Origin of the sequence: Streptomyces sp. NPDC048516, from assembly GCF_043199875.1 — a bacterium.
Classification (GTDB): domain Bacteria; phylum Actinomycetota; class Actinomycetes; order Streptomycetales; family Streptomycetaceae; genus Streptomyces.
Genome location: NZ_JBICWS010000015.1, coordinates 116,111 through 142,099, shown reverse-complemented (window position 1 = coordinate 142,099; position 25,989 = coordinate 116,111). Strand labels below are relative to the sequence as shown.

Sequence of the window (25,989 nt, the reverse complement as noted above, 5' to 3'; positions counted from 1 at the left end):
GGAACGGCACGGAGGGATGGCCGGCCCCGGAATTGCCGAGATCAGGGGAGTGACGGCCATTGGCCAACTCCCGGCCCTGGCGTAGCTTTACCTCGAAGTAAGGTTACTGTCAGGTCAGAAGCTGGGGCGAGGACGTGTTCCAGGGATTCCCACGCCGGGTGCGGGCCTTCCGCTGCCGGGGTTTATCGCCGTGCCCGCGCCGGCCATAACGCATCCTGCTCCAGCCGGTGTCCGGATCTGACGACGCCAACGCCGCGATGACGCCCGGCAGTCCGACCCCCATGGGACAGGCCGGGCACGGGCTTGGTCTGCCGCTGCCCCGATGCGGGCCCCCGGAACGCCGGGCCGGCGTTCCGGCCCCCGTATCCGCACCCCGCCTTCCCCCTCCTGCCCCCTCCCCGCACTCCACAGGAGAAACGAGGACCCACTCGTGTCCAACCAGGAAAGTGCAGCCCCCGCCTCACCCACCCACCCGGCCGACACCCCCACTGCCGCCACTGCCGCTACCGGCCCCACCGACTCCACCGGCCCGCACCCCGCCCCCGCCCCCGCCCCCGCCCTCGTGGAGCCGGAAAAGACCCTGATCGACGGCACGGTCCGGGAGGTCTCCGTCCCCCCACTGGCCCCGCCCGTCCACAGCGGCTCGCTCGGCGACCTCCCGTTCGTCAACGCCGTCGAGGCCCCCGCCGACGTCGTCCTGGCACGTAAGCAGCCCAGCGGCACCTGGCGCGACATCACCGCGGCGGAGTTCGCCGTCGAGGTGCGCGCGGTCGCCAAGGGGCTGGTCGCGTACGGTCTCCGCCCGGGCGACCGGCTCGCGATCATGGCCCGTACGACCTACGAGTGGACCCTCATCGACTTCGCCGCCTGGGCGGCAGGCCTGGTCACCGTCCCCCTCTACCCGACGTCCTCCGCCCGCCAGGCGCAATGGATCCTGCACGACTCCGGCGCCCGCGCCTGCGTCGTGGAGAACGTCGAGGAGACCCGCCTGATCAGCGGCCTGCGCGCCGAGCTTCCCGGCCTCGACCACCTCTGGCAGTTCAACACCGGCGCCGTCGCCCAACTCGTCGCCGAGGGCCGCGCCCTGCCGGACTCGGTGGTGGACGAGCGCCGTGCCGCCACCGGCCCGTACGACCTCGCCACGCTCATCTACACCTCGGGCACCACCGGCCGCCCCAAGGGCTGCGCCCTCACCCACGCCAACTTCTTCGCCGAGGTCGACAACGCCGTCGAACTGCTCCACCCCGTCTTCAAGTCGGTCAGCGAGGAGCCCGCCTCCACCCTCCTCTTCCTGCCGCTCTCGCACGTTTTCGGCCGCATGGTCGCCGTCGGTGCCCTGCGCGCCCGGGTCCGCCTCGGCCACGCCCCCAGCCTCCAGACCGACGACCTGCTGACCGACCTGGCAGGTTTCCGGCCGACCTTCCTCCTCGGCATCCCGTACGTCCTGGAGAAGGTCTACAACACGGGCCGGGCCACCGCGGAGAAGATGGGCCGCGCCGCCTCCTTCGACCGCGCGGCGCGTATCGCCCGCTCGTACGGCGAAGCGGTGGAAGCCAAGGAGCACGGGACGGGCTCCGGCCCCGGGGTCGCTCTCAAGGCCGCCCGCAAGTTCTACGACCCGCTCGTCTACCGCCGTATCCGCGCGGCCCTCGGCGGCAAGGTCCGCTACATCCTCAGCGGCGGCTCGCCCCTCGGCCACCGCCTCGCCGCCTTCTACACCGGCGCCGGCATCGAGATCTTCGAGGGCTACGGCCTGACGGAGACGACGGCCGCGACGACCGTCACCCCGCCCCTGCGTCCCCGCATCGGCACGGTCGGCTGGCCGCTGCCCGGCAGCGCGGTACGCATCGCCGAGGACGGCGAGATCCTGGTCCGCGGCGGCCATGTCTTCTCCGGCTACTGGGACGCGGCCCTCGGCGCGGCCCGCCCCGTCACCGACCAGGGCTGGCTGGCCACCGGCGACCTCGGTGCCCTCGACGCCGACGGCTACCTCACCATCACCGGCCGTAAGAAGGAGATCCTGGTGACCACGGGCGGCAAGAACGTTGCCCCGGCCCCTCTGGAGGACCGCCTCCGCTCACACCCCCTCGTCGGCCAGTGCCTGGTCACCGGCGACAACCGCCCTTACATCACCGCCCTGATCACTCTGGAGCCGGACGGCCTCGCACACTGGTGCCAGATGAACAAGAAGCAGAATCTGCCGCTGGAACGCCTGGTCCACGACGAGATCCTGCTCGCCGACCTCCAGCGCGCCGTCGACGAGGCCAACGAACTGGTCTCCCGGGCCGAATCCATTCGCAGGTTCGCCGTCCTCCCGGTGGATTTCACCGAGGAAACCGGGCATCTCACCCCGTCCCTGAAGCTCCGTCGCGCCGCCGTCACCCGCGATTTCGCCAAAGACATAGCGGGCCTTTACGAAAGCAGGTGACCCCTGCTCTGGAGCCCGAGCCCTCGGCGCGTCAAACTGGAACCCCGTGTCACCTCTGTGGGGGAGGTGGCACGGGGTCTGACGTGCGCTGTCGCGCCGTTTTACGGGTGGCCGACCTCGCACAAGCCGGACGATCTTGCAGCCCGCCGACCTCGCACCGACGGTGTCACGCTCGGCCGATTTCGCACCGACGGTGTTACGGCCGGCCGATTTCGCACCAGACGGTCTTTTGGCCGCCCTCCTGCCGCACACCCCACCGCAGCGAGACAACATCCATCAGCGCCAGGCCCCGCCCGTATTCGTCGTCGCCACCCGCCCGCAGCAGTACCGGCAGAGCCCGCGCGCCCTGATCGGTGACCTCCACCCGGGTACGGCCGGCTGCCATGGGGCTGATGCGGACGACGACCGGGGTGCCCTCCCCGACATGCCGGATCACATGTCCCACTATTTCGCTGACGCAGAGCTGGACCTCGGCGCACGGCCCGCCCAGGTGCTCGCGCACGATGCGCCGGAGCCCGGGCACCTCCTTGGGGAGGGCAAGCAGCTCCAGCGTGAGCGGCCCGGAAGGCGTGCTCACCGCGCGGCCGCCGCCTTGCGAAGCGCCTCGGCCAGCTTGCGAGCGGTGGCCGAATTGCAGTTACCGAGCGCGACGAGCGGGACCGCGTAACTGCCGGCAAACCCCGGCAGGTCGACCCCGAGCGACGGCAACGTCTCCGCCGCCGCCTGGAGCCGCTTCGTCACGGCCGTCAAAGCCGACTCGCTCGGCGTCTGAGGGCGCGCCCGGCAACGTCACCCTGCCCGTGTGCCCCCGCTGCGAGGGGCCTCACTGAGGGGGCAGGGCCACCGCCGTCTGCATCTCACACGAGTTGCACCAGAACGCCCAGCCGTTGGCGTCCACGGACCGCGACCCGCATGCCAGGCACGGGTCGCCCACAAAGCTGGCCGTCACCCACGCGCCGGCCGTCGCCGCCCGCCGCCCCGCGGTCACGCACTCCTCCGCATAACAGGGGATGCACAACCCGCCCTGCTGGCCGGGCAGTTTCATCGACCGTATCCCGCAGGTCGCGCACGGAAGCCGGCCGACGTACTGCGCGTCCAGGCCGACCGGCTTGCCGTTCCTCTCGAAGGCCGCCATGCCTGCCTCCGCCTCCTCTACGCCAGGACGGTTCCGGTGCCACCGCACCCGGAACACTGCGTGGTGACCGCATCGCCCATCGGCGTCTCCCACTCCACGGTGCCTTGGCCGCCACAGTCGGGGCAGGGCTTCTGTGGGGGCATGTCCTCGCTCATCTTGCCCAAGATAGGCCGCTCCATGTTGTCATGTGAGCACTTTCCGTGATCACTTCGTCATGGGCGGTGCCCCGGCGGCGTCGGCGGAGCGTGGTCCGCGCGCAGTGCCGGCGGGGCGTGGTCCGCGCGCCACGGCTCCCGTTCGCCTCCGGCATTCCCCGCGCCTTGGTGCGGCACGAAAAGTACCCGGCGTGGGTGCACGGGCCTGCGCTCTGAATGCCGCAGCAATTCCGTTTTGCGCCCGCCATTCGGGTGCATCGGGCGGTCGGCGGCAAAACTTCATGTAGTCGCCATTTGAATCGTGGCAAACAAAAGGCAGGAGCCCCGCTCGCCACCGAAGTGGCGGAGCGAGGCTCCTTGGGTACTGCTTAGGGGCGACCTGGAAGGAATTCCGGGCCGGGCAACTTAGACCGGCGTGACGTTCTCCGCCTGCGGACCCTTCGGGCCCTGCGTGACGTCGAAGTTCACCTGCTGGTTCTCCTCCAGGGAGCGGAAGCCAGAGGCGTTGATCGCCGAGTAGTGGACGAAGACATCCGGGCCGCCGCCGTCCTGGGCGATGAAGCCGAAGCCCTTTTCAGCGTTGAACCACTTGACGGTTCCGGTAGCCATAAGCCCTCCTTGGGCCAAAGGGTTGCCCTGCTCCAGAACCTGCAAAGAAGTCTGAAACTACAAGAGCCTGCGGGGTCACATGCTCCGCAGGCTCTGTACTGCAAGGGAAACCAAACTGCAACTTGCGCTGAGCGTAGCATGTGCTGCTCCTGAGGCGGAAGAGCCAAAGATCACGTTTAACCGATGGCACTAACGTCCATACGCCGCCCCGCCGCTCCGCCCCCGGGGACACAGGTCTAGCCTCCGCATGTGGACAATTCAACCTTCTCAGACGCACCCGCGGGAGCCGACGCCGGCCGCCGTCGCAGCCGGCCGCGAGTGGGCCACATCCAGTTCCTGAACTGCCTGCCCCTTTACTGGGGCCTCGCCCGTACGGGCACCCTGCTCGATCTGGACCTCACCAAGGACACGCCGGAGAAGCTCAGCGAGCAGCTGGTCCGCGGGGAGCTGGACATCGCGCCGGTCACCCTCGTGGAATTCCTGCGTGCCGCCGACGACCTCGTCGCCTTCCCCGACCTCGCGGTGGGCTGCGACGGCCCGGTGATGTCGTGCGTGATCGTCTCGCAGAAGCCGCTGGACCAGCTCGACGGTGCCCGGGTCGCACTCGGTTCGACCTCGCGTACGTCCGTACGGCTGGCCCAGCTGCTGCTGGCCGAGAAGGTCGGCGTGCGGCCCGACTACTACACCTGCCCCCCTGATCTCGGCCTGATGATGCAGGAGGCGGACGCGGCGGTGCTGATCGGTGACGCCGCGCTGCGCGCCAATCTGCACGACGGGCCGCGGCTGGGCCTGGCGGTGCACGACCTGGGCCAGATGTGGAAGGACTGGACGGGCCTGCCGTTCGTCTTCGCCGTCTGGGCGACCCGGCGCGAGTACCTGGAGCGTGAGCCGGCCGTGGTGCGCAAGGTGCACGAGGCGTTTCTCGCGTCGCGTGATCTGTCGCTGGAGGAGGTCGCCAAGGTCGCCGAGCAGGCGGCGCGCTGGGAGACCTTCGACGAGCCGGTCCTGGAGCGGTACTTCACCACGCTCGACTTCCGCTTCGGGCCCGAGCAACTGGGCGGTGTCACGGAATTCGCCCGGCGGGTCGGGCCGACGACCGGGTTCCCGGCCGATGTGAAGGTGTCGCTGCTGGAGCGGCCGGCCGGCCAGTAGCCAGGACGGGGCGGCGGGTGCGTCGTCTCGGCCCGTGGCGTTGCCCTTGCCCCGGGGCGGTGCGGCACGGGCGCCTTCGGGCGGGTACGGAGTGCTGAGACCCGGCAGGGCCCGGGTCATAAGCTGGGGGCGCCGTATCGAGGGGGAGGCGCCATGGAGGCGTTGGCAGCGGATGATCCACGGGTCCTGGGCGGGTACCGGCTGCTGGGCCGGCTGGGCGCGGGCGGGATGGGGCGGGTCTACCTCGGGCGCAGCGCGGGCGGCCGCACCGTCGCGGTGAAGGTCGTCCATGCGCATTTCGCCGCGGACGACCAGTTCCGTGCGCGGTTCCGGCGCGAGATCGAGTCGGCGCGGCGGGTGGGCGGCGCCTGGACCGCCCCGGTGCTGGACGCCGACCCGGACGCGGCCGTGCCCTGGGTCGCCACCGGCTACGCCGCGGGCCCCTCGCTCGCGCAGGCCGTCGCCGACTTCGGACCGCTGGCGGAGCACTCCGTACGGGCGCTGGGCGCCGGGCTGGCCGAGGCGCTGGCCGCGGTGCATGCGCTCGGGCTGGTGCACCGGGACGTCAAGCCGTCCAATGTGCTGCTGACGCTGGACGGGCCGCTGCTGATCGACTTCGGGATCGCGCGGGCCATGGCGGGCACCGCGTCGCTGACCTCGACCGGGGTCTCGGTGGGGTCGCCCGGTTATATGGCGCCCGAGCAGATCCTGGGCAAGGGGGCCACGGGCGCCGCGGATGTCTTCTCGCTCGGTGCGGTGCTGGCTTTTGCGGCGACCGGCCTCAGTCCGTTCTCGGGTGACTCCTCCGCCGCCCTGCTCTACAAGGTCGTGCACGAGGAGCCCGAGTTGGGCTCCGGGCTCACGGGTGACCTGCGGGAGTCGGTGGCCGGCGCGCTTGCCAAGGATCCTGCGGACCGGCCCGCCCCGGAGGCGTTGGCGGCCCGTCTCGCGGGGGAGGGGAGCGGGGGCGCGGCGGGTCTGGTGCGGGCCGGGTGGCTGCCCGGCCCGCTGGTCGAGCGGGTCAGCCGGCAGGCCGTCGAGCTGCTGAATCTGGATGCGGGGGAGGGGACGGCAGCCGGGGGCGCGGCAGGGGTGTCGACGGGGGCGGGCGGTGGTGGGGCGGGAGCGCCGGCGGGTGGGGCGGGAACGGCTCCGGGTGGGGCGTTCGGGCCGGCGGATCCCTCGTACGGGCCGTCGAATACCTCGTACGGGCCGGCGGATGCCTCAGCTGCGGCGATGGATCACCCCTACGGCGCGGGGTCCGGGGCGTCGGGCCCGACCTACGACGCGGCGTCCGGGCTGGTGCCGTTCGAGAGTCCGCTTCCGGCCGGTCCGCCCGGTCCGCCCGGCCCGCCGCCGGGCGCCGCCGGCCTCCCCGGTCAGCCGCCCGGCCCTCCGCCGCGGCCGCCGCCCTGGCCGGTGGCCGGGGCCGCGGCATCCTCCGCGGCCGCCGGTCACGGGCACCCCGCGGCGGACGGCAGCCACCCCGTGACGGCCGGTGCCGGCCACTTCGCGGCCACCGGCCCGGGCCGTCCGCCGTCCGCCTCCGGCCTCGCCGACCTGCCCACCGGGGCACCGCCTGCCGCGTCCAACGAACGGCGGATCGCGCTGTCCGCCGCGGCCGGCGGCCCGGGCCGGCCGCGGCGGATGAGTGCACACTGGTGCTGTCGGTGGCCGGTGCGCTCGCCGCCGCCACGACGGCCGGGTTCGTCTTCCATCTGATGCCGGGCGGAGGCGGCGGCACGGACAGCGGGGCGCAGCCGGGCGCCAAGCCGCCGGCCGGCGATGCGCCGACGTCCCGGCCCACCGGACCGGGGGACGCGGCCGGACCCGCCACGGTGGCCAAGGCCTTCCTCGGCACCTGGACGGGCAGCGTCACCACGGTGCACGGCATCCCCAACGGCACGATCACCAGCGTCATCAAGCCCGGCGGCAAAGGCGACTACGTCATCCACACCACCTACGACGCGGTGCTGGTGAAGTGTCAGGCGAAGGCGAAGCTGGAGTCGGCCACGGCGCGGCGGCTGGTGCTCATGGAACGGCCGGACGGCAAGCAGGGGCCCGGCTGTACGGGCAACAAGTCCCGTGTGACGTACGCGCTCGGCAAGGGCGGCACGCTCGCCTTCTCCTCGCAGGACGACGCGGGTGGCACGCCGAAGGCGACGTTGACCAGGCGCTGACGCAGGGCCGGGACGGGCCGGCCGGGGCCGCCGCGACGGGGCGCTGTTCCGTCGCGGCGGCCCCGGGCGCCGCTCGCTCGCCGACCGGCGCCGACCGCCGCCGCCCCGGCCGCCGTCGGGCCCCCGGCCATCGCAACCCCGGCCGCCCGGCTGACCGGCGGCGAGGCTGTCGTACCCCTGACGTACGCTGGTTCAGTTCGTGATGCCCGCCTGCGAAAGGGACGCCCCGGTGACCGAGAACGCCGACCTCCAGTCCGTACTCGACCGCGCCGCGCAGGGCGGCCGCATCACGCCACAGGAAGCGCTCGACCTGTACCGCTCCGCTCCGCTGCATGCGCTGGGCCAGGCCGCCGACGCCGTGCGCCGCCGCCGCTACGCCGGCACCGAGCACATCGCGACGTACATCATCGAGCGCAACATCAACTACACCAATGTGTGCGTGACGGCCTGCAGGTTCTGCGCCTTCTACGCCGCGCCCAAGGACACCGCCAAGGGCTGGACCCGCGATCTCGACGACATCCTGCGCCGCTGCGCGGAGACCGTCGAACTGGGCGGCACCCAGATCATGTTCCAGGGCGGCCACCACCCGGACTACGGCGTCGAGTACTACGAAGAGCACTTCTCCGCCATCAAGAAGGCGTTCCCGCAGCTGGTCATCCACTCCCTCGGTGCCTCCGAGATCGAGCACATGGCCCGGATCTCCAAGGTGTCGGCCGAGGAGGCGATCTCGCGTATCCACGCCGCCGGCCTGGATTCCTTCGCGGGCGCCGGTGCCGAACTCCTGCCCGCCCGCCCCCGTAAGGCCATCGCGCCCCTGAAGGAGTCCGGCGAGCGCTGGCTGGAGATCATGGAGGCGGCCCACCGGCTGGGCGTCGAGTCCACCTCCACCATGCTCATGGGCACGGGCGAGACCAACGCCGAGCGGATCGAGCATCTGCGGATGATCCGGGACGTCCAGGACCGTACGGGCGGCTTCCGCGCCTTCATCCCGTACACCTACCAGCCGGAGAACAACCACCTGAAGGGCCAGACGCAGGCCACCCTCTTCGAGTACCTGCGCATGATCGCCATCGGCCGGATCTTCCTCGACAACGTCGCGCACATCCAGGGCTCGTGGCTGACCACCGGCAAGGAGATCGGCCAGCTGTCGCTGCACTACGGCGCGGACGACCTGGGCTCGATCATGCTGGAGGAGAACGTCGTCTCCTCCGCCGGTGCCAAGCACCGCTCGAACCGCATGGAGATCATCGACCTGATCCGCAAGGCGGGCCGGGTCCCTGCGCAGCGCGCGACCACGTACGAGCACCTGCTCGTCCACGACGACCCGGCCAACGACCCGGTCGACGACAAGGTCGTCTCGCATCTGTCGTCGACGGCGATCGAGGGCGGCACGGCGCATCCGGAGCTGAAGCTCGTCGAGGCCAACTGAGCGCCCTGCGGCGGCGTCGGAAGTGAGCTGAGCGGCCGTGCTGACGATTCACGCAGCCGACGCGGTGTCCGGGGCCGGTCCACGGTGTGACGCGGTGGCCGTCGACGGTGGTGTGATCGCGGGCGTCGGGACGCTGGAGCGGATGACGGCCGCGTGGCCGCAGGCCAGGGTGCGGCGCTGGCCCGGGCTGATGACGCCCGGGCTGGTCAATCACCAGGCGGTGGCGCTGCTCGAAGCGGCCTACCACCCGGATCCGCGGGAAGCCGACGAGCTCGGCACCGAACCGCTCACCGGCGACGCGCTCGCGGCGCTCCCGATGGACGACGCGCGCTGGGGCGCGAGCGCCCGGCGCGGCTTGCAGCGCATGCTCCAGCACGGCACGACGGCGGTGGCCGGGCCCTTCCACCGGACGCCGGTGCGCACGGCCGTGGCGCGCTCAGGCCTGCGGGTGCACGCTCCACGGGAGGGGCGCGAAGTCGCGGCCACGCTCGACGTCTTTGCCGTGCAGCCGCTGAGCGCGGTGCTGGGCGGCGACCTTGCCGAGGGCCGGCCGGCGGACCTCGCGGTCTTCGACGTACCGGTCGACGAGCCGCCGGCCCGCGCGCTACGGCTGCACGGGGCCGGATCGTGCCTGGCCACCGTCCTCGCCGGCCGTCTGGTGTACCGCCGCCGCTGACGGCGGGCGTGCCGGGCCGTGCCCGGTGCGGGCGCGGCCCCCGGCACGGTGGACAATGGCCGGGTGACCCGAGCATCCCTGGACAAGCAGCCGCACGAAGTCGCCGCGATGTTCGACGACGTGGCGGCACGGTACGACCTCACCAACGACGTGCTCTCCCTGGGGCAGGCGCGGCTGTGGCGCAAGGAGGTGGACCGTGCGGTGGCCGCCCGGCCCGCCGAGCGGGTGCTCGACCTCGCGGCCGGTACGGGTACCTCCTCGCTGCCGTTCGCGCGCACCGGCGCGTACGTCGTGCCGTGCGATTTCTCCGTCGGCATGCTGGGGGAGGGCAAGAAGCGGCATCCGTGGCTGCCGTTCACGGCCGGTGACGGCACCCGGCTGCCGTTCGCGGACGGGGTGTTCGACGCCGTCACCATCTCCTTCGGGCTGCGCAACATCCAGGACACCGACGCCGCGCTGGCCGAGCTGTACCGGGTCACCAAGCCCGGCGGCCGGGTCGTGATCTGCGAGTTCAGCGAGCCGACCTGGGCGCCGTTCAGGACCGTCTACACCGAGTACCTGATGCGTGCGCTGCCGCCGGTCGCCCGCGCGGTCAGCAGCAACCCGGACGCCTACGTCTATCTCGCCGAGTCCATCCGCACCTGGCCGAACCAGCCCGAACTCGCCGCCCGGCTGCAGGGCGTGGGCTGGACCGAGGTGGCCTGGCGCAATCTGACCGGCGGCATCGTGGCGATGCACCGGGGGCGCAAGCCGGCCGGGAGCTGACGGCGAGGCCTGACGGCCAGGAGTTGACGGCCGGGGGCTGACGGCGGGCTGACGACCGGGGGCTGACGGCGGGCTGACGGCCGGGGGCTGACGCCGGCCGCCGGCCCCGTCGCGCCGCCCGGCCCCGCCCCCGCCGGTCGCTCACACCTCCAGGCGGTGGCAGTGCGCCGTCCGTTGCGCGGGCGTGAGCACGGTCTCCGCCCGCCGCATTCCCAGCCGCCGGGTCACCGCGATCGACCGCTCGTTCCGCGCGTCCACCAAGGCGACCACACGGCGGACGCCGGCCGCGCGGACGGCCGCCAGCGCCGCCTGCGCCGCCGCGGTGGCGTAGCCCTTGCCCCAGGAGGCGCGCCCCAGCCGCCAGCCGATCTCGATCTCGCCCGCCGGGCCCCATTCCCACGGCCACGGCTGGGCGCCGGCGAAGCCGAGGACCGCGCCGTCCGCCGGATCCACCAGTGTGTACAGGCAGAATCCGCGCTCCGCGTGGTGCCTGCGCTGGCGCGCGGTGAGCTCCTCGTAGACGGAGAGTTCGGCCGGTGTGCCGCCGTGGAATTCCATGACGTCCGGGTCGTTGAAGACCCGGTGCCAGTTCATCGCGTCCTCATCGGTGGGCACGCGCAGTTCGACGGCGGGAAGCGGCCGGTCCACGGGCGGGGTGTTCACAGTCCTCACGGCACAACCCTTCAGGTTCTGATCACCACGACCCCCATAGACTGACGTGCCCGGTGCCGGTCGGCACCCAGAAATCCAGATATCGACTTCCGGGAGACAGCACCGTGACCGAGTCCGCGTCCGTGACCGATTCCGTGACCAGCGCCCGCTCGGAGCACAGCGCGGACGTGATCGTCGTCGGCGCCGGGCCCGCCGGCTCGGCGACCGCCTACCACCTCGCCAAGTCCGGTCTGGACGTGCTCCTTCTGGAGAAGACCGCGTTCCCGCGCGAGAAGGTCTGTGGTGACGGGCTGACCCCGCGCGCCACCAAGCAGCTGGTCGCGATGGGGATCGACATCTCCGAAGAAGCGGGCTGGCTGCGCAACAAGGGCCTGCGGATCATCGGCGGCGGCTCCCGTCTCCAGCTCGACTGGCCGGATCTGGCCTCGTATCCCGACTACGGGCTGGTCCGTAAGCGCGACGACTTCGACGAGCAGCTGGCCCGGCAGGCGCAGAAGGCCGGCGCGCGGCTCCACGAGCGCTGCAATGTGGGGGCGCCGATCGTCAACGAGCTGACCGGCCACATCACCGGCGTGCACGCCAAGCTCGGCGAGGAGAAGACCCCGGTCACCTTCCACGCCCCGCTCGTGGTCGCCGCCGACGGCAACTCCACCCGGCTCTCCCTGGCCATGGGGCTGCACCGGCGCGAGGACCGCCCCATGGGCGTGGCCGTGCGGACGTACTTCACCTCGCCCCGGCACGACGACGACTACCTGGAGTCCTGGCTGGAGCTGTGGGACCGCCGCGGCGCCCAGGACCGGCTGCTGCCCGGCTACGGCTGGATCTTCGGCATGGGCGACGGGACCAGCAACGTCGGCCTCGGCATCCTCAACTCCAGTTCCGCCTTCAAGGAGCTGGACTGGCGCGAGATCCTCAAGGCGTGGTGCGCCTCGATGCCCGCCGACTGGGGCTACACACCGGAGAACATGACCGGGCCGATCCGCGGCGCGGCGCTCCCCATGGCCTTCAACCGCCAGCCGCACTACACCAAGGGCCTGCTGCTGGTCGGCGACGCGGGCGGCCTGGTCAACCCGTTCAACGGCGAGGGCATCGCCTACGCCATGGAGTCCGGCGCGATCGCCGCCGAGGTCATCGTGCAGGCGCACGCCCGCGCCACGTACGCGCAGCGCGAACTGGCCCTGCAGCGCTACCCGAAGATCCTCAAGGACACCTACGGCGGCTACTACTCCCTGGGCCGCGCCTTCGTGAAGCTCATCGGCAACCCCAAGGTCATGAAGATCGCCACCCAGCGCGGTCTGACCCACCCGCTGCTGATGCGCTTCACCCTCAAGATGCTCGCCAACCTCACCGACCCCACGGGCGGTGACGCGATGGACCGCATCATCAACGGTCTGAGCAAGGTCGCGCCGAAGGCCTGACGGCCAGGGCAGCAGGCCTTCACGGGGCTCCGGCGCCGGGCGGGGGCCCCGGTGCCGGCCCCTGGTGAGCGCTCCGCGGGCGGTTCGGGAGACATCCCGGGCCGCCCCGTCACATTCTCCGGCCGGGATCCGTCAGCGCGGTACGACGAGATTCCTTGAGGAGACCGTGATGGACGCACGAATGACGAACCCCGCGATGGTCCTGCCCGAGGCCCTGCAGCCCCTCCTCGACATGGTCAAGGCCACGCGTCAGGGCGGGGTGCCGGAGGCCACGCTGGAGCTGGTGCACCTGCGCGCGAGCCAGATCAACGGCTGCAGCTTCTGCGTCGACGGGGGTGTGAAGAACGCCAGGAAGCAGGGCGTGAGCGACGACAAGCTGTTCGCGGTCGCGGCCTGGCGGGAAGCGCCGTACTTCTCGGACGCCGAGCGCGCCGCCCTGGCGCTCACCGAGGCCGCCACCCGGCTCGCCGACCGCAGTGACCCGGTGCCGGACCCGGTCTGGGACGACGCCGCGGACCACTTCGACGAGCGGCAGCTGTCGGCGATCATCCTGACGATCGGTGTCACCAACCTCTTCAACCGGCTCAACGCGACCACCAGGCAGCCGGCGGGCGCGGGCTGGTGACCGGCGGCCCGCCCGCGGTCCTCCGGGCCGGCGGGCGGGCACGGGCGCCGGGAGGGCCGCGAGGGCACGGGCGCCGGGAGGGCCGCGACGCCACGGGCGCCAGGAGGGCCCGTGGGCGGGGACGACCGGGAAGGCCCACGCACCAAAGGGCCGTCCCTCCCGAGCGGCGGGAGGGACGGCCCTCATGGGGCACTGAGGGCGTGGTGGTCCTAGAGGACGCGCACCGCGCCGGTCGGCATGTCGTAGTCGAGCGGGCGCTCGACGATGCCGGTGCTGGAGTTCTGGGCGCCGATGAACTTGCCGCCGCCGACGTAGACGCCGACGTGGTAGGCGCTGCCCGCGCTGCCCCAGTACAGGATGTCGCCGACCTGGAGGTTGTCCAGGCCGACCTGGGTGCCGGCGGTGGACTGGTCCTGGGAGACCCGCGGCAGGTCGATGCCGATCTGGTTGAACGCGGCCTGGGTCAGGCCGGAGCAGTCGTACGACGAGGGGCCGCTGGAGCCCAGCACGTAGGCCTTGCCGAGCTGCGCCTTCAGGAAGGAGACGAGGGCGGCCGTGCTGCCGGTGGCGCTGGACGACGACGGGGCGGACAGGGTCGAACGCTCGGAGGAGCGCGAGGCGCGGGCCTGCGCGGCCTCCTTGGCCTTACGGGCTTCCTCGGCCTTCTTCTTCGCCTCGGCCTTGGCCTTCTTCACGGCCTCGGCCTTGTGCTTCTCAGCGGCCTTGGCGGCCTTGGAGAAGGCACTGTCCTGGAGAGCCTGGCGCTCGTAGTTGAACGCGACCTGCTCGGCGGTGTCGGCGCTCCTGGCGGCGCTGGTGGCCAGCGCCGTCGTGATCGTCGGCATCTCCTGGGTTTCGGAGACGGGCTTTTCCGCGGCGTTGGCCGGCACGGTGGCGCCGGTCACCGCAAGGGTGAGGAAGCCACCGGTCACGCCCGCGCGCAGCGCCCGCGAGGACGCGGAAGGACGGCGGGGCTTCCGGTGGCTGGGTATGAGTGCGTTCGGGGACATGGCAATAACGGCTATCAGGAGCCGCAGGTTGCTGCCAAGAAAGGTGCAGTGCGCCACACTTGACGTGTACGCGGCGAATAAAACGGACTTTTGGCCGCCCGGCGAGCCGGCGACGGGATGTCCGAATTTCGCGATCATGTTCCTACGCATGGCATTTGCTGCCCGATGCGGGTGCGGCGGGCGCCTATCACTTCCCCATCCGCCACGCCAAGGCTTCCCGGGCGTCAAGCACTTAGTGCTGGAAATAGCGTGGGATAGGTCACTCTTGAGTGTCCGTTATGTTCCTGTGACCTGGCGTCGGCCGGGCGCTCGTGAATCGATGCACGTACCGATGATCACGGTCGGGTCACGAGCGGATCACGCCTGCGGGCCGCCTCCGTATAGCAGTTGGCCGCGTCTGGCGCCAATTTGCCTGCAGCGACATCCACTTGATAGTGGCAACCCCGTCCTGACCAGCGGTAACCCATGCGAATGTCACCTCTCGTGATCACTCGCGCGCTTCACGTATGAAGATCACCGCTCATCCGACTTCATGATCCTTCGCCGGGTGGTGGAGATCACAAAGGCGTTGTTCACTCCCGTGTCGCAGATCACAGACCAGCGGGCATAAGATGCTGGCGGTTCGGGCTTGTGAACTGCCTCACATATGCACGATCTCCATGGGGCGGCCGGAGGGCCCGAGCGGACCGCCATCCAGTCATCGTCGACTGAAGGGAGCGAGGACGGTGAACGCTTACGCGCCCATCCTCGTACTGGGAGCCCTCGGGGCAGGCTTTGCGATCTTCTCCGTCGTGATGGCCACCCTCGTCGGGCCCAGGCGCTACAACCGGGCCAAGCTCGAGGCGTACGAGTGCGGAATCGAGCCGACGCCACATCCGTCCGGTGGCGGTCGCTTCCCGATCAAGTACTACCTGACGGCGATGCTCTTCATCGTCTTCGACATCGAGATCGTCTTCCTCTACCCCTGGGCCGTCACCTTCGACGCCCTGGGGCTGTTCGGGCTCGTCGAGATGCTCCTCTTCGCGCTCACCGTCTTCGTCGCCTACGCCTATGTCTGGCGTCGTGGCGGCCTGGAATGGGACTAGGGGTCACACATGGGACTTGAAGAGAAGCTGCCCAGCGGCTTTTTGCTGACCACTGTCGAGCAGGCCGCGGGCTGGGTGCGCAAATCATCGGTCTTCCCCGCGACCTTCGGGCTGGCCTGCTGCGCCATCGAGATGATGACGACCGGCGCCGGGCGCTACGACCTGGCCCGCTTCGGCATGGAGGTCTTCCGCGGTTCCCCGCGGCAGGCGGATCTGATGATCGTGGCCGGCCGGGTGAGCCAGAAGATGGCTCCCGTGCTGCGGCAGGTCTACGACCAGATGCCGGACCCGAAGTGGGTGATTTCCATGGGGGTTTGCGCATCTTCAGGTGGAATGTTCAATAACTACGCGATTGTGCAGGGCGTCGACCACATCGTTCCCGTCGACATCTATTTGCCGGGCTGCCCGCCGCGTCCCGAGATGTTGATGGACGCCATCCTCAAGCTGCATCAGAAGATCCAGAACACCAAGCTCGGGGTCAATCAGCAGCAGGCCGCCCGCGAGGCGGAGGAGGCGGCGCTCAAGGCACTCCCGCTGATCGAGATGAAGGGGCTGCTGCGGTGACTGAGCAGAAGAACCCCGGCGAGCCGGACGGCGAGAACGGCACGGACGACGCCGTCCCCGCGCAGCGCGACGACACCGGCGAGGCGATCGCCACCCGCCGCGGCATGTTCGGCGCCGACAACGGCGGCGACACCAGCGGCTACGGCGGCCTCGTCCGGACCGTCCGGCTGCCCGGCGCGAGCGCCCGGCCCTACGGCGGGCCCCGTGGCGAGGAGCAATACGGAGAGTTCGACGAGATCGCCGACGAGCTGGAGGGCGCCCTCGACGAACAGGGCCTGGTCCCCGAGAACGTCATCGAGAAGACGGTCGTGGACCGCGCCGAGCTGACCTTCCACATCGAGCGCAGCCACCTGCCGACGGTCGCCAGGACCCTGCGCGACGATCCGGCGCTGCGCTTCGAGCTGTGTACGGGCGTGAGCGGAGTGCACTTCCCCGGCGACACGGGCCGCGAGCTGCACGCCGTCTACCACCTGCGCTCGATCACCCACAACCGGCTCATCCGGCTGGAGGTCTCCGCCCCGGACGCCGACCCGCACGTGCCCTCGCTGGTGGAGGTCTATCCGACCAACGACTGGCACGAGCGCGAGACCTACGACTTCTTCGGAATCGTTTTCGACGGCCATCCGGCGCTGACCCGGATCATGATGCCCGACGACTGGCAGGGCTTCCCGCAGCGCAAGGACTACCCGCTCGGCGGCATCCCCGTCGAGTACAAGGGCGCCCGGATTCCGGCTCCCGACCAGCGGAGGTCGTACAGCTGATGACTACTGCACCGCACTCCCACTCCCCGAACGGCCACCGCACCTCCAGCGACTTCGACACGACGGAGTCCCTGGCCAGGGAGACCACCGAGGGCACCGTCTACAACGTCTCCGGTGGCGACTGGGACGAGATCGCGGCCGCCGCCGTGAAGTCCGACGACGAGCGGATCATCGTCAACATGGGGCCGCAGCACCCCTCCACCCACGGCGTGCTCCGGCTGATCCTGGAGATCGACGGCGAGACCGTCACCGAGGCCCGCTGCGGCATCGGCTATCTGCACACCGGCATCGAGAAGAACCTCGAATTCCGGACCTGGACGCAGGGCACCACCTTCGTCACGCGCATGGATTACCTCACCCCCTTCTTCAACGAGACGGCCTACTGCCTGGCCGTGGAGAAGCTGCTGGGGATCACCGACCAGGTCCCCGACCGGGCCACCGTCATCCGCGTGCTGCTGATGGAGCTCAACCGGATGTCTTCCCACCTCGTGGCGATCGCCACCGGCGGGATGGAGCTGGGCGCCACCACGATCATGATCTACGGCTTCCGCGACCGGGAACTCATCCTCGATCTCTACGAGCTGATCACCGGCCTGCGGATGAACCACGCCTACATCCGGCCCGGCGGCCTCGCCCAGGACCTGCCCCCGGGCGCGGTCGACCAGGTGCGCGAGTTCGTGAAGAAGATGCGCAAGAACATCCCCGAGTACGACAAGCTCGCCACCGGCAACCCGGTCTTCAAGGGCCGGATGGAGGGCATCGGCTATCTCGACCTGGCCGGCTGCATGGCCACCGGTGCCACCGGGCCCATCGTGCGCTCCGCCGGACTGCCGCACGACCTGCGCAAGACCCAGCCGTACTGCGGCTACGAGACCTACGACTTCGAGGTGCCGACCGCCGACACCTGCGATGCGTACGGCCGGTTCCTGATCCGGCTGGAAGAGATGCGCCAGTCGCTGCGGATCGTCGAGCAGTGCCTGGACCGGCTGGAGCCCGGCCCGGTGATGGTCGCGGACAAGAAGATCGCCTGGCCCGCCCAGCTGGCCCTCGGCCCGGACGGCCTGGGCAACTCCCTCGACCACATCAAGAAGATCATGGGTACCTCGATGGAGGCCCTGATCCACCACTTCAAGCTGGTGACCGAGGGCTTCCGGGTCCCGCCGGGCCAGACGTACGCGGCCGTCGAGTCGCCCAAGGGCGAGCTGGGCGTGCATGCGGTCAGCGACGGCGGCACCCGCCCCTACCGGGTGCACTTCCGCGACCCGTCCTTCACCAATCTCCAGGCCATGGCGGCGATGTGCGAAGGCGGCCAGGTCGCCGACGTCATCGTCGCCGTCGCGTCCATCGACCCCGTGATGGGAGGCGTCGACCGGTGAACGCCACCGAGGCAAACCATGACGTGCAGCTGGGGATGCCCGCACTCCCCGCCCCCGACTATCCGGTGGACGTACGGGCCCGGCTGGAAGCGGACGCCAAGGAGGTGATCGCCCGCTACCCCGGCGCGCGCTCGGCGCTGCTGCCGCTGCTGCACCTCGTCCAGGCCGAGGAAGGGCACGTCACCCGCACCGGCATCCGCTTCTGCGCCGAAATGCTCGACCTCACCACCGCCGAGGTCACCGCGGTCTCGACCTTCTACTCCATGTACCGCCGCAAGGCGGGCGGTGACTACCAGGTCGGGGTCTGCACCAACACGCTGTGCGCGGTGATGGGCGGCGACGCCATCTTCGAGGACCTCAAGGAGCACCTGGGCGTCGGCAACGGCGAGACCACCGAGGACGGCGCCGTCACCCTCGAACACATCGAGTGCAACGCGGCCTGCGACTTCGCCCCGGTCGTGATGGTCAACTGGGAGTTCTTCGACAACCAGACCCCGCAGTCCGCCCGGCAGCTCGTCGACGACCTGCGGGCGGGCCGGAGCGTCAGGCCCACCCGCGGCGCGCCGCTGTGCGCCTTCAAGGACACCGCCCGGATGCTCGCCGGCTTCCCGGACGAGCGGCCGGGCGCCGTCGAGGCCACCGGCGCGGCGGGCCCCGCCTCGCTGATCGGCCTGCGGCTCGCCAAGGGCGAGGCCGTCCCCGGCCGCGGCGCCGACCACGTCATCGCGCCGCGCACCGCCGAGACCACCGACGAGACCACCGACGCGACCGGCGGCGAACCCCCGTCCGGCCATCCCGCCGAGGAGCCGCCCGCCGGGCACCCCAGCTCCCATGACGCACCGCAGCAGACCTCGGCCTCCGATGACCAGCACCCGTCCGGCCCTGCAGCAGAGGAGGGGGAGTGATGACCGTGGCTGCCGAACACGGGGGTGCCTCCCGGCCGGAGGCCGGCGGGGAGACCAACCCCGAGAAGCTTCTGACGCCTGTCCTGTCCGCCTTCTGGGACCAGCCCGAACCCTGGACGCTGGAGACCTACCGCCGGCACGAGGGGTACGAGGGCCTGCGCAAGGCGCTCGCCATGCCCCCGGACGACGTCATCGCGTACATCAAGGACTCCGGGCTGCGCGGCCGCGGCGGCGCCGGCTTCCCCACCGGGATGAAGTGGCAGTTCATCCCGCAGGGCGACGGCAAACCGCACTACCTCGTCGTCAACGCCGACGAGTCGGAGCCCGGGACCTGCAAGGACATCCCGCTCCTCTTCGCGAACCCGCACTCCCTCATCGAGGGGATCGTGATCGCCTGCCATGCGATCCGGTCGCACCACGCCTTCATCTACCTGCGCGGCGAGGTCGTGCCCGTCCTGCGGAGGCTGCACGAAGCCGTGCGCGAGGCCTACGCGGCGGGCTTCCTCGGGAGGAACATCCTCGGCTCGGGACTCGACCTGGACGTGATCGTGCACGCGGGCGCCGGCGCGTACATCTGCGGTGAGGAGACCGCGCTGCTGGACTCGCTGGAGGGGCGTCGCGGACAGCCCCGGCTGCGTCCCCCCTTCCCGGCGGTGGCGGGCCTGTACGCCTGCCCCACTGTCGTGAACAACGTCGAGTCCATCGCCTCGGTTCCCGCGATCATGAACCGGGGCAAGGACTGGTTCCGGTCGATGGGCAGCGAGAAGTCCCCGGGTTTCACGCTCTACTCGCTCAGCGGCCACGTCGCCCGCCCCGGCCAGTACGAGGCCCCGTTGGGCGTCACCCTGCGCCAGCTGCTGGACATGAGCGGCGGAATGCGCCGCGGCCACCGGCTGAAGTTCTGGACGCCGGGCGGCTCCTCGACGCCGATGTTCACCGACGAACACCTCGATGTCCCCTTGGACTACGAGGGCGTCGGCGCGGCCGGTTCGATGCTCGGCACCAAGGCGCTGCAGTGCTTCGACGAGACCACCTGTGTGGTGCGGGCGGTCACCCGCTGGACCGAGTTCTACGCGCACGAGTCCTGCGGCAAGTGCACGCCCTGCCGCGAAGGGACCTACTGGCTGGTCCAGTTGCTGCGCGACATCGAGGCCGGCAAGGGGCGGATGGACGACCTCGACAAGCTGAACGACATCGCCGACAACATCAACGGCAAGTCCTTCTGCGCCCTCGGCGACGGCGCCGCCTCGCCGATCTTCTCCTCGCTGCAGTACTTCCGGGAGGAGTACGAGCAGCACATCACCGGCAAGGGATGCCCCTTCGACCCGGCCAAGTCGACCCTGTGGGCCGACAACGACGCTCACCTGGGGGTGAATGCATGACCGTCACCACAACGGGGTCGAACAGCGGCTCCGCCGCGGGCCCCTCCGGGAGCGGCGGGCCGGCGATCCCGCCGGAGGACCTCGTCACCCTGACGATCGACGGCATCGAGATCTCCGTCCCCAAGGGGACGCTGGTCATCCGTGCCGCCGAACTCCTCGGCATCGAGATCCCGCGCTTTTGCGACCACCCGCTGCTGGACCCGGCGGGCGCCTGCCGGCAGTGCATCGTCGAGGTCGAGGGCCAGCGCAAGCCGATGGCCTCCTGCACCATCACCTGCACCGACGGCATGGTCGTCAAGTCGCAGCTCACCTCGCCGGTGGCCGAGAAGGCCCAGCGCGGCGTGATGGAGCTGCTGCTGATCAACCACCCGCTGGACTGCCCGGTCTGCGACAAGGGCGGCGAGTGCCCGCTGCAGAACCAGGCGATGCAGGTCGGCGACCCGGAGTCGCGCTTCGAGGGCAAGAAGCGCACCTTCGCCAAACCGGTGCCGATCTCCACCCAGGTGCTGCTGGACCGCGAGCGGTGCGTGCTGTGTGCGCGCTGTACCCGCTTCAGCAACCAGATCGCCGGCGACCCGATGATCGAGCTGCTCGAACGCGGCGCCCTGCAGCAGGTCGGTACCGGGGAGGGCGACCCCTTCCAGTCGTACTTCTCCGGCAACACCATCCAGATCTGCCCGGTCGGCGCGCTCACCTCCGCCGCGTACCGCTTCCGCTCCCGCCCGTTCGACCTGGTCTCCTCGCCGTCGGTGTGCGAGCACTGCGCGGGCGGCTGTGCGACGCGTACCGACCACCGGCGCGGCAAGGTCATGCGGCGGCTGGCGGCGAACGATCCCGAGGTCAACGAGGAGTGGATCTGCGACAAGGGGCGGTTCGCCTTCCGCTACGCGCAGCAGCGCGACCGGCTGGAGCAGCCCCTCGTACGCAACCCGGAGTCCGGTGAACTGGAGCCGGCGAGCTGGCCCGAGGCCCTGGAGGCGGCGGCCCGCGGGCTGTCCGCTGCCAAGGGCCGCACCGGAGTGCTGACCGGCGGCCGGCTGACCGTCGAGGACGCCTACGCCTACGCCAAGTTCGCCCGGATCGCGCTGGACACCAACGACATCGACTTCCGGGCACGGGTGCACAGCGCCGAGGAGGCCGAGTTCCTGGCGTCGCAGGTCGCCGGCCGGGGCCGGGATCTGGACGGTGGGGGTGTCACGTACACCGCGCTGGAGCAGGCGCCGGCCGTCCTGCTGGCCGGTATCGAGGCCGAGGAGGAGGCGCCCGGCGTCTTCCTGCGACTGCGCAAGGCGCACCGCAAGAGCGGACAGCGCACCTTCGGGCTGGCCGGTCACGCCTCGCGCGGGCTGATCAAAGCGGGCGGCACGCTGCTGCCGGCCGCGCCCGGCACCGAGACCGAATGGCTGGACGCGCTCGCGGGCGGTGCCGGGCTGGACGGCGAGGGGCAGGCGGCGGCCGAGGCGCTGCGGGCCGACGGCGCGGTGATCGTCGTCGGCGAACGGCTGGCGGCCGTGCCCGGCGCCCTGACCTCCGCCGTCCGCGCCGCCACGGCCACCGGCGCCCGTCTGGTGTGGATCCCCCGGCGGGCGGGCGACCGCGGCGCCGTCGAGGCGGGCGCACTGCCCGGTCTGCTGCCCGGCGGCCGGCCGGCCACCGACCCGCGGGCCCGCGACGAGGTCGCGGCCGTCTGGGGTGTGGCCGCGCTGCCGCACCGGTACGGCCGGGACACCGGCCAGATCATCGAGGCCGCGGCGACCGGCGAGCTCGGTGCCCTGCTGGTGGCGGGCGTCGAGGTCGCCGACCTGCCGGACCCGGCCCGTGCGCTGGCCGCGCTGGACGAGGTCGGCTTCCTGGTCAGCCTGGAGCTGCGGCCCTCGCAGGTCACCGACCGGGCGGATGTGGTCCTCCCGGTGGCGGCCGTGGTCGAGAAGGCCGGCACGTTCCTCAACTGGGAAGGCCGGGCCCGGCTGTTCGAGGCCGCCCTCAAACCGGACCAGATGGCCCGCCGGCATCTGCTGCCGGATGCCCGGGTGCTGCACATGCTCGCCGACGCCCTCGACGTCCATCTCGCGCTGCCCGACCTCCGCGCGGCGCGCCGCGAACTGGACCGGCTCGGCGGCTGGGACGGCCCCCACGCGGGCGAGCCCCAGGAGAGCGGACGCCCGCTGCCCCGCCCCGAGCCCGGCGAGGCGGTCCTCGCCGGACACCGGCTCCTGCTGGACCAGGGGCTGCTCCAGGAGGGCGACGAGGCGCTGGCCGGCACCCGGCACGCCGCCGTAGCCCGGCTGTCGCAGATCACCGCGCAGGAGACCGGGGTCAAGGACGGTGACCTGCTGGCGGTCACCGGGCCGGCCGGCTCGGTCCGCCTGCCGCTCCACGTCACGCCGATGCCCGACCGGGTGGTGTGGCTGCCGCTCAACTCGACGGGTGGTGGCGTCGCCGCCGACACCGGGGCGCAACCCGGTGACCTGGTGAAGATCTCCGCCGTCCCGGGCACCCCGGAGCCGGCCGAGGAGGTGGACGCATGATGCAGCTCGGTCAACTCGCCGCTGCCGGAAGCACGCTGGCGCAGGAAGACCTGTCGATGTTCGGCCGCGACCCGTGGTGGCTGGTCGTCATCAAGGCGGTCTTCTGCTTCGCGTTCCTCATGCTGACGGTGCTGTTCTCGATCGTCTGGGAACGCAAGGTCGTCGCCTGGATGCAGCTGCGCATCGGCCCCAACCGGCACGGCCCCTGGGGGATGCTGCAGTCCCTCGCCGACGGCATCAAGCTGATGCTGAAGGAGGACGTGGTCGTCAAGCGGGCCGACAAGGTGGTCTACGTCCTCGCGCCGGTCGTGGCGGCCATCCCGGCCTTCATGGCGATCGCGGTGATCCCCTTCGGCCCGGCCGGCAACGAGGTCTCCATCTTCGGCGTCCGCACCCCGATGCAGCTCACCGACCTGCCGATCGGCATCCTCTACATCCTGGCCACGGCCTCGGTCGGCATCTACGGCATCGTGCTGGCCGGCTGGTCGTCCGGCTCGACCTATCCGCTGCTCGGCGGGCTCCGCTCCTGCGCGCAGATGATCTCGTACGAGATCGCCATGGGGATGTCGTTCGCGGCGGTGTTCCTCTACTCCGGGTCGATGTCGACGTCGACCATCGTGGAGTCGCAGCAGAACAGGTGGTACGTCCTGCTGCTGCCGGTGTCCTTCATCATCTACATCGTCGCGATGGTGGGCGAGACCAACCGTGCGCCCTTCGACATGCCGGAGTCCGAGGGCGACCTCGTCGGCGGCTTCAACACCGAGTACTCGTCCATCAAGTTCGCGATGTTCATGCTCGCCGAGTACATCAACATGGTCACCGTCTCGGCGGTCGCGATCACGCTCTTCCTGGGCGGCTGGCGGGCTCCCTGGCCGATCTCCACGTTCTGGGAGGGCGCGAACCACGGCTGGTGGCCGCTGCTCTGGTTCACCCTCAAGGTGCAGCTGCTGCTGTTCTTCTTCATCTGGCTGCGCGGCACCCTTCCCCGGGTGCGCTACGACCAGTTCATGAAGCTGGGCTGGAAGGTCCTCATCCCGGTCTCGCTGGTCTGGCTGATGCTGGTCGCCACCGTCCGGGCGCTGAAGAACGAGGGCTACAACTTCTCCCAGATCGTGCTCTATGTCGCCGGTGGCGCCGTCCTGCTGCTGCTGATCTCCCTCCTCGTGGACTTCTTCCGGCGCGCCGAGAAGGAGGAGACGGACGGAGACGGGGCCTTCGACCCGATGGCCGGCGGCTTCCCCGTGCCGCCGCTGCCCGGACAGAGCCTGCCGCCGGTGCCGCGACGCCGGCCGCGCCGTGAGCGCGAACTGATTGTCAGTGGCGGGGCGGACACTGTCAGTGACGGAATCGGAAACGACGGAAAGGGGGGCGACGGTGCCTGAGTTCCAGAACCCCGTGGCCGGCTTCGGCGTGACCTTCAAGGCCATGTTCAAGAAGCGGCTGACCGAGCAGTACCCGGAGGAGAAGAAGCCGACGGCGCCGCGTTTCCACGGCCGCCACCAGCTCAACCGCCATCCGGACGGGCTGGAGAAGTGCATCGGCTGCGAGCTGTGCGCATGGGCCTGCCCGGCGGACGCGATCTACGTCGAGGGCGCGGACAACACCGCCGAGGAGCGCTACTCCCCGGGCGAGCGCTACGGCCGCGTCTACCAGATCAACTACCTGCGCTGCATCCTGTGCGGCCTGTGCGTGGAGGCCTGCCCGACCCGCGCACTGACCATGACCAACGAGTACGAACTCGCCGACCGGTCCCGCGAATCGCTCATCTACACCAAGGAGGAGCTGCTGGCGGGCCTGTCGGAGACGATGGTCGACTCACCGCACGCGATCTACCCCGGCATGACGGAGAAGGACTACTACCAGGGCCTGGTGACCGAGGCCGCTCCGGGGACCGTCCGTCAGGTCGCGGTCTCCAAGGGCGAGAAGGCTGACGGGAACGCCCGGGGGAAGGAGGCGAAGGCATGACCTCTCTCGCCGCCGCGGCCTCCATGACCTCCACCGGAGAGGCCGTGCAGTTCTGGATCCTGGGCATCGTCGCCGTCAGCGGCGCGCTGTGCACGATCCTGATGAAGCGGGCCGTGCACAGCGCCCTCTCGCTCGCCGGGACCATGATCGTGCTGGCGGTCTTCTACCTCGCCAACGGTGCGTACTTCCTCGGCGTCGTCCAGATCGTCGTCTATACGGGCGCGATCATGATGCTGTTCCTGTTCGTCGTCATGCTGGTCGGTGTCACCGCCGCGGACTCCCTCAAGGAGACGCTGAAGGGGCAGCGCTGGCTCGCCGCCGGACTGGGCATCGGCTTCGGCATCCTGCTGATCGCCGGTATCGGCAACGCCTCGCTCAAGGAGTTCAACGGCCTGGGCGAGGCCAACGCCGGCGGCAATGTGCAGGGCCTGGCCGCGCTCATCTTCACCAAGTACGTCTTCGCCTTCGAAATCACCGGCGCGCTGCTGATCACGGCGGCCGTCGGCGCGATGGTGCTCACCCACCGGGAGCGTACGGAGCGTGCCAGGACGCAACGCGAGCAGTCCGAGGCGCGCGTCCGCGAGGGCAAGCAGGTGCCGCCGCTGCCCGCCCCGGGCGTCTACGCCCGGCACAACGCCGTCGACATCCCGGGCCTGCTGCCCGACGGCACCACGTCCGAGCTGAGCGTCAGCCCGACGCTGCGGGAGCGCGGCCAGATCCGCGATGTCTCCGGTGAATCGCTCGCCGAGCTGAAGGCGCTGGAGGAGCGCTCCGAGAACTGGCTGGGCCGGGGTTCCGAGGAGCCCCGGCCCTCCTCGTCCGGGGGCGTGGCGCCGAAGGAGCACAAGGAGGGGGCCAAGAAATGAACCCGGTCTACTACCTCTATCTCGCCGCCCTGTTGTTCACCATCGGTGCGGCCGGGGTGCTGATCAGGCGGAACGCCATCGTGGTGTTCATGTGCATCGAGCTGATGCTCAACGCCTGCAATCTCGCCTTCGTCACCTTCTCGCGGATGCACGGGAATCTGGACGGCCAGATCATCGCCTTCTTCACGATGGTCGTCGCCGCGGCCGAGGTCGTGGTCGGCCTGGCGATCATCGTGTCGATCTTCCGCACCCGTCATACGGCCTCGGTCGACGACGCCAGCCTGATGAAGCTGTAAGGGGTCG

The 25,989-nt window shown here is 70.7% G+C and carries 27 protein-coding genes; 20 read left to right on the top strand and 7 right to left on the bottom strand.

Annotated features, from left to right (window positions below; translation table 11 throughout):
* The first annotated feature begins 430 nt into the window (after nt 1-430).
* Nucleotides 431-2,428 (top strand): AMP-dependent synthetase/ligase, encoded by a 1,998-nt coding sequence (locus tag ACGFR7_RS27420; RefSeq protein ID WP_393324385.1) that lies wholly within the window; start codon nt 431-433, stop codon nt 2,426-2,428.
* Between the two features lie 196 nt (nt 2,429-2,624).
* Here ACGFR7_RS27420 and ACGFR7_RS27415 read toward each other — a convergent pair whose 3' ends face one another.
* The 5 genes from ACGFR7_RS27415 to ACGFR7_RS27395 form a co-directional block, all read right to left on the bottom strand.
* Nucleotides 2,625-3,005, bottom strand: coding sequence for an ATP-binding protein (locus ACGFR7_RS27415; RefSeq protein WP_393324382.1), 381 nt, complete (start codon nt 3,003-3,005; stop codon nt 2,625-2,627).
* Complete coding sequence (locus ACGFR7_RS27410) at nt 3,002-3,169, bottom strand: hypothetical protein (protein ID WP_393324563.1); 168 nt, start codon at nt 3,167-3,169, stop codon at nt 3,002-3,004. Before ACGFR7_RS27410 ends, ACGFR7_RS27415 begins: the two co-directional genes overlap by 4 nt.
* Before the next feature lie 82 nt (nt 3,170-3,251).
* Nucleotides 3,252-3,563, bottom strand: a complete 312-nt coding sequence (locus ACGFR7_RS27405; RefSeq protein WP_393324379.1) for a hypothetical protein — start codon at nt 3,561-3,563, stop codon at nt 3,252-3,254.
* 17 nt (nt 3,564-3,580) lie between these two features.
* Nucleotides 3,581-3,718, bottom strand: a complete 138-nt coding sequence (locus ACGFR7_RS27400; RefSeq protein WP_176956267.1) for a hypothetical protein — start codon at nt 3,716-3,718, stop codon at nt 3,581-3,583.
* Between the two features lie 405 nt (nt 3,719-4,123).
* Nucleotides 4,124-4,327 carry a cold-shock protein gene (locus tag ACGFR7_RS27395; RefSeq protein WP_003984261.1) on the bottom strand — a complete coding sequence of 68 codons (204 nt, stop codon included), beginning with the start codon at nt 4,325-4,327 and terminating at the stop codon, nt 4,124-4,126.
* A gap of 249 nt (nt 4,328-4,576) precedes the next feature.
* Between ACGFR7_RS27395 and ACGFR7_RS27390 the strand changes: the two genes are divergently transcribed.
* From ACGFR7_RS27390 to ACGFR7_RS27365, 6 genes are all read left to right on the top strand, one after another.
* Nucleotides 4,577-5,479 carry a menaquinone biosynthetic enzyme MqnA/MqnD family protein gene (locus ACGFR7_RS27390; protein ID WP_393324375.1) on the top strand — a complete coding sequence of 301 codons (903 nt, stop codon included), beginning with the start codon at nt 4,577-4,579 and terminating at the stop codon, nt 5,477-5,479.
* 153 nt (nt 5,480-5,632) lie between these two features.
* Nucleotides 5,633-7,201, top strand: a complete 1,569-nt coding sequence (locus ACGFR7_RS27385; protein ID WP_393324372.1) for a serine/threonine-protein kinase — start codon at nt 5,633-5,635, stop codon at nt 7,199-7,201.
* A complete protein-coding gene (locus tag ACGFR7_RS27380) occupies nt 7,141-7,659 on the top strand; it encodes a hypothetical protein (RefSeq protein ID WP_393324369.1) in 519 nt (172 codons plus the stop codon). Before ACGFR7_RS27385 ends, ACGFR7_RS27380 begins: the two co-directional genes overlap by 61 nt.
* Nucleotides 7,660-7,888: 229 nt before the next feature.
* Nucleotides 7,889-9,088, top strand: coding sequence for a cyclic dehypoxanthinyl futalosine synthase (gene mqnC / locus ACGFR7_RS27375; protein WP_393324366.1), 1,200 nt, complete (start codon nt 7,889-7,891; stop codon nt 9,086-9,088).
* A gap of 37 nt (nt 9,089-9,125) precedes the next feature.
* Nucleotides 9,126-9,764, top strand: a complete 639-nt coding sequence (locus ACGFR7_RS27370; protein ID WP_393324363.1) for a hypothetical protein — start codon at nt 9,126-9,128, stop codon at nt 9,762-9,764.
* Between the two features lie 63 nt (nt 9,765-9,827).
* Nucleotides 9,828-10,529 (top strand): demethylmenaquinone methyltransferase, encoded by a 702-nt coding sequence (locus ACGFR7_RS27365; RefSeq protein WP_393324360.1) that lies wholly within the window; start codon nt 9,828-9,830, stop codon nt 10,527-10,529.
* Nucleotides 10,530-10,670: 141 nt separating this feature from the next.
* Here the strand turns inward: ACGFR7_RS27365 and ACGFR7_RS27360 are convergent, their stop codons facing one another.
* Nucleotides 10,671-11,177 carry a GNAT family N-acetyltransferase gene (locus tag ACGFR7_RS27360; RefSeq protein ID WP_393324548.1) on the bottom strand — a complete coding sequence of 169 codons (507 nt, stop codon included), beginning with the start codon at nt 11,175-11,177 and terminating at the stop codon, nt 10,671-10,673.
* A gap of 77 nt (nt 11,178-11,254) precedes the next feature.
* Between ACGFR7_RS27360 and ACGFR7_RS27355 the strand changes: the two genes are divergently transcribed.
* Together ACGFR7_RS27355 and ACGFR7_RS27350 are read left to right on the top strand one after the other, a co-directional pair.
* Complete coding sequence (locus tag ACGFR7_RS27355; protein WP_393324357.1) at nt 11,255-12,619, top strand: geranylgeranyl reductase family protein; 1,365 nt, start codon at nt 11,255-11,257, stop codon at nt 12,617-12,619.
* A gap of 169 nt (nt 12,620-12,788) precedes the next feature.
* On the top strand, nt 12,789-13,244 hold the full coding sequence (locus tag ACGFR7_RS27350) for a carboxymuconolactone decarboxylase family protein (protein ID WP_393324354.1): 456 nt from the start codon (nt 12,789-12,791) through the stop codon (nt 13,242-13,244).
* A gap of 209 nt (nt 13,245-13,453) precedes the next feature.
* On the opposite strand, the gene ACGFR7_RS27345 is transcribed toward ACGFR7_RS27350, so the two are convergent.
* Nucleotides 13,454-14,254 (bottom strand): C40 family peptidase, encoded by an 801-nt coding sequence (locus ACGFR7_RS27345; RefSeq protein WP_393324351.1) that lies wholly within the window; start codon nt 14,252-14,254, stop codon nt 13,454-13,456.
* A gap of 725 nt (nt 14,255-14,979) precedes the next feature.
* Here ACGFR7_RS27345 and ACGFR7_RS27340 point away from each other — a divergent pair.
* From ACGFR7_RS27340 to nuoK, 11 genes are read left to right on the top strand one after another with little or no spacing between them, the layout of a single operon-like run.
* Nucleotides 14,980-15,339 (top strand): NADH-quinone oxidoreductase subunit A, encoded by a 360-nt coding sequence (locus tag ACGFR7_RS27340; RefSeq protein WP_006604811.1) that lies wholly within the window; start codon nt 14,980-14,982, stop codon nt 15,337-15,339.
* Between the two features lie 9 nt (nt 15,340-15,348).
* A complete protein-coding gene (locus ACGFR7_RS27335) occupies nt 15,349-15,903 on the top strand; it encodes an NADH-quinone oxidoreductase subunit B family protein (protein WP_030074638.1) in 555 nt (184 codons plus the stop codon).
* The gene (locus ACGFR7_RS27330; RefSeq protein WP_393324348.1) at nt 15,900-16,664 is read left to right on the top strand and encodes an NADH-quinone oxidoreductase subunit C; all 765 of its coding nucleotides are present in this window, start codon (nt 15,900-15,902) and stop codon (nt 16,662-16,664) included. The genes ACGFR7_RS27335 and ACGFR7_RS27330 overlap by 4 nt, the downstream gene beginning before the upstream one ends.
* Nucleotides 16,664-18,040, top strand: coding sequence for an NADH-quinone oxidoreductase subunit D (locus ACGFR7_RS27325; protein WP_393324345.1), 1,377 nt, complete (start codon nt 16,664-16,666; stop codon nt 18,038-18,040). Before ACGFR7_RS27330 ends, ACGFR7_RS27325 begins: the two co-directional genes overlap by 1 nt.
* A 35-nt stretch (nt 18,041-18,075) precedes the next feature.
* Nucleotides 18,076-18,945: an NADH-quinone oxidoreductase subunit NuoE gene (gene nuoE / locus ACGFR7_RS27320; RefSeq protein ID WP_393324545.1), complete on the top strand. Its 870-nt coding sequence runs from the start codon at nt 18,076-18,078 to the stop codon at nt 18,943-18,945.
* Nucleotides 18,945-20,327 (top strand): NADH-quinone oxidoreductase subunit NuoF, encoded by a 1,383-nt coding sequence (gene nuoF / locus ACGFR7_RS27315; RefSeq protein WP_393324342.1) that lies wholly within the window; start codon nt 18,945-18,947, stop codon nt 20,325-20,327. Before nuoE ends, nuoF begins: the two co-directional genes overlap by 1 nt.
* Nucleotides 20,324-22,855: an NADH-quinone oxidoreductase subunit G gene (locus ACGFR7_RS27310; RefSeq protein WP_393324339.1), complete on the top strand. Its 2,532-nt coding sequence runs from the start codon at nt 20,324-20,326 to the stop codon at nt 22,853-22,855. Before nuoF ends, ACGFR7_RS27310 begins: the two co-directional genes overlap by 4 nt.
* The gene (gene nuoH, locus ACGFR7_RS27305; RefSeq protein ID WP_393324337.1) at nt 22,852-24,237 is read left to right on the top strand and encodes an NADH-quinone oxidoreductase subunit NuoH; all 1,386 of its coding nucleotides are present in this window, start codon (nt 22,852-22,854) and stop codon (nt 24,235-24,237) included. Before ACGFR7_RS27310 ends, nuoH begins: the two co-directional genes overlap by 4 nt.
* Nucleotides 24,230-24,820, top strand: a complete 591-nt coding sequence (gene nuoI / locus ACGFR7_RS27300; protein ID WP_393324334.1) for an NADH-quinone oxidoreductase subunit NuoI — start codon at nt 24,230-24,232, stop codon at nt 24,818-24,820. Before nuoH ends, nuoI begins: the two co-directional genes overlap by 8 nt.
* The gene (locus tag ACGFR7_RS27295; RefSeq protein WP_393324331.1) at nt 24,817-25,686 is read left to right on the top strand and encodes an NADH-quinone oxidoreductase subunit J; all 870 of its coding nucleotides are present in this window, start codon (nt 24,817-24,819) and stop codon (nt 25,684-25,686) included. Before nuoI ends, ACGFR7_RS27295 begins: the two co-directional genes overlap by 4 nt.
* Nucleotides 25,683-25,982 (top strand): NADH-quinone oxidoreductase subunit NuoK, encoded by a 300-nt coding sequence (nuoK, locus tag ACGFR7_RS27290; protein WP_018090964.1) that lies wholly within the window; start codon nt 25,683-25,685, stop codon nt 25,980-25,982. The genes ACGFR7_RS27295 and nuoK overlap by 4 nt, the downstream gene beginning before the upstream one ends.
* The last annotated feature ends 7 nt before the right edge of the window (nt 25,983-25,989 follow it).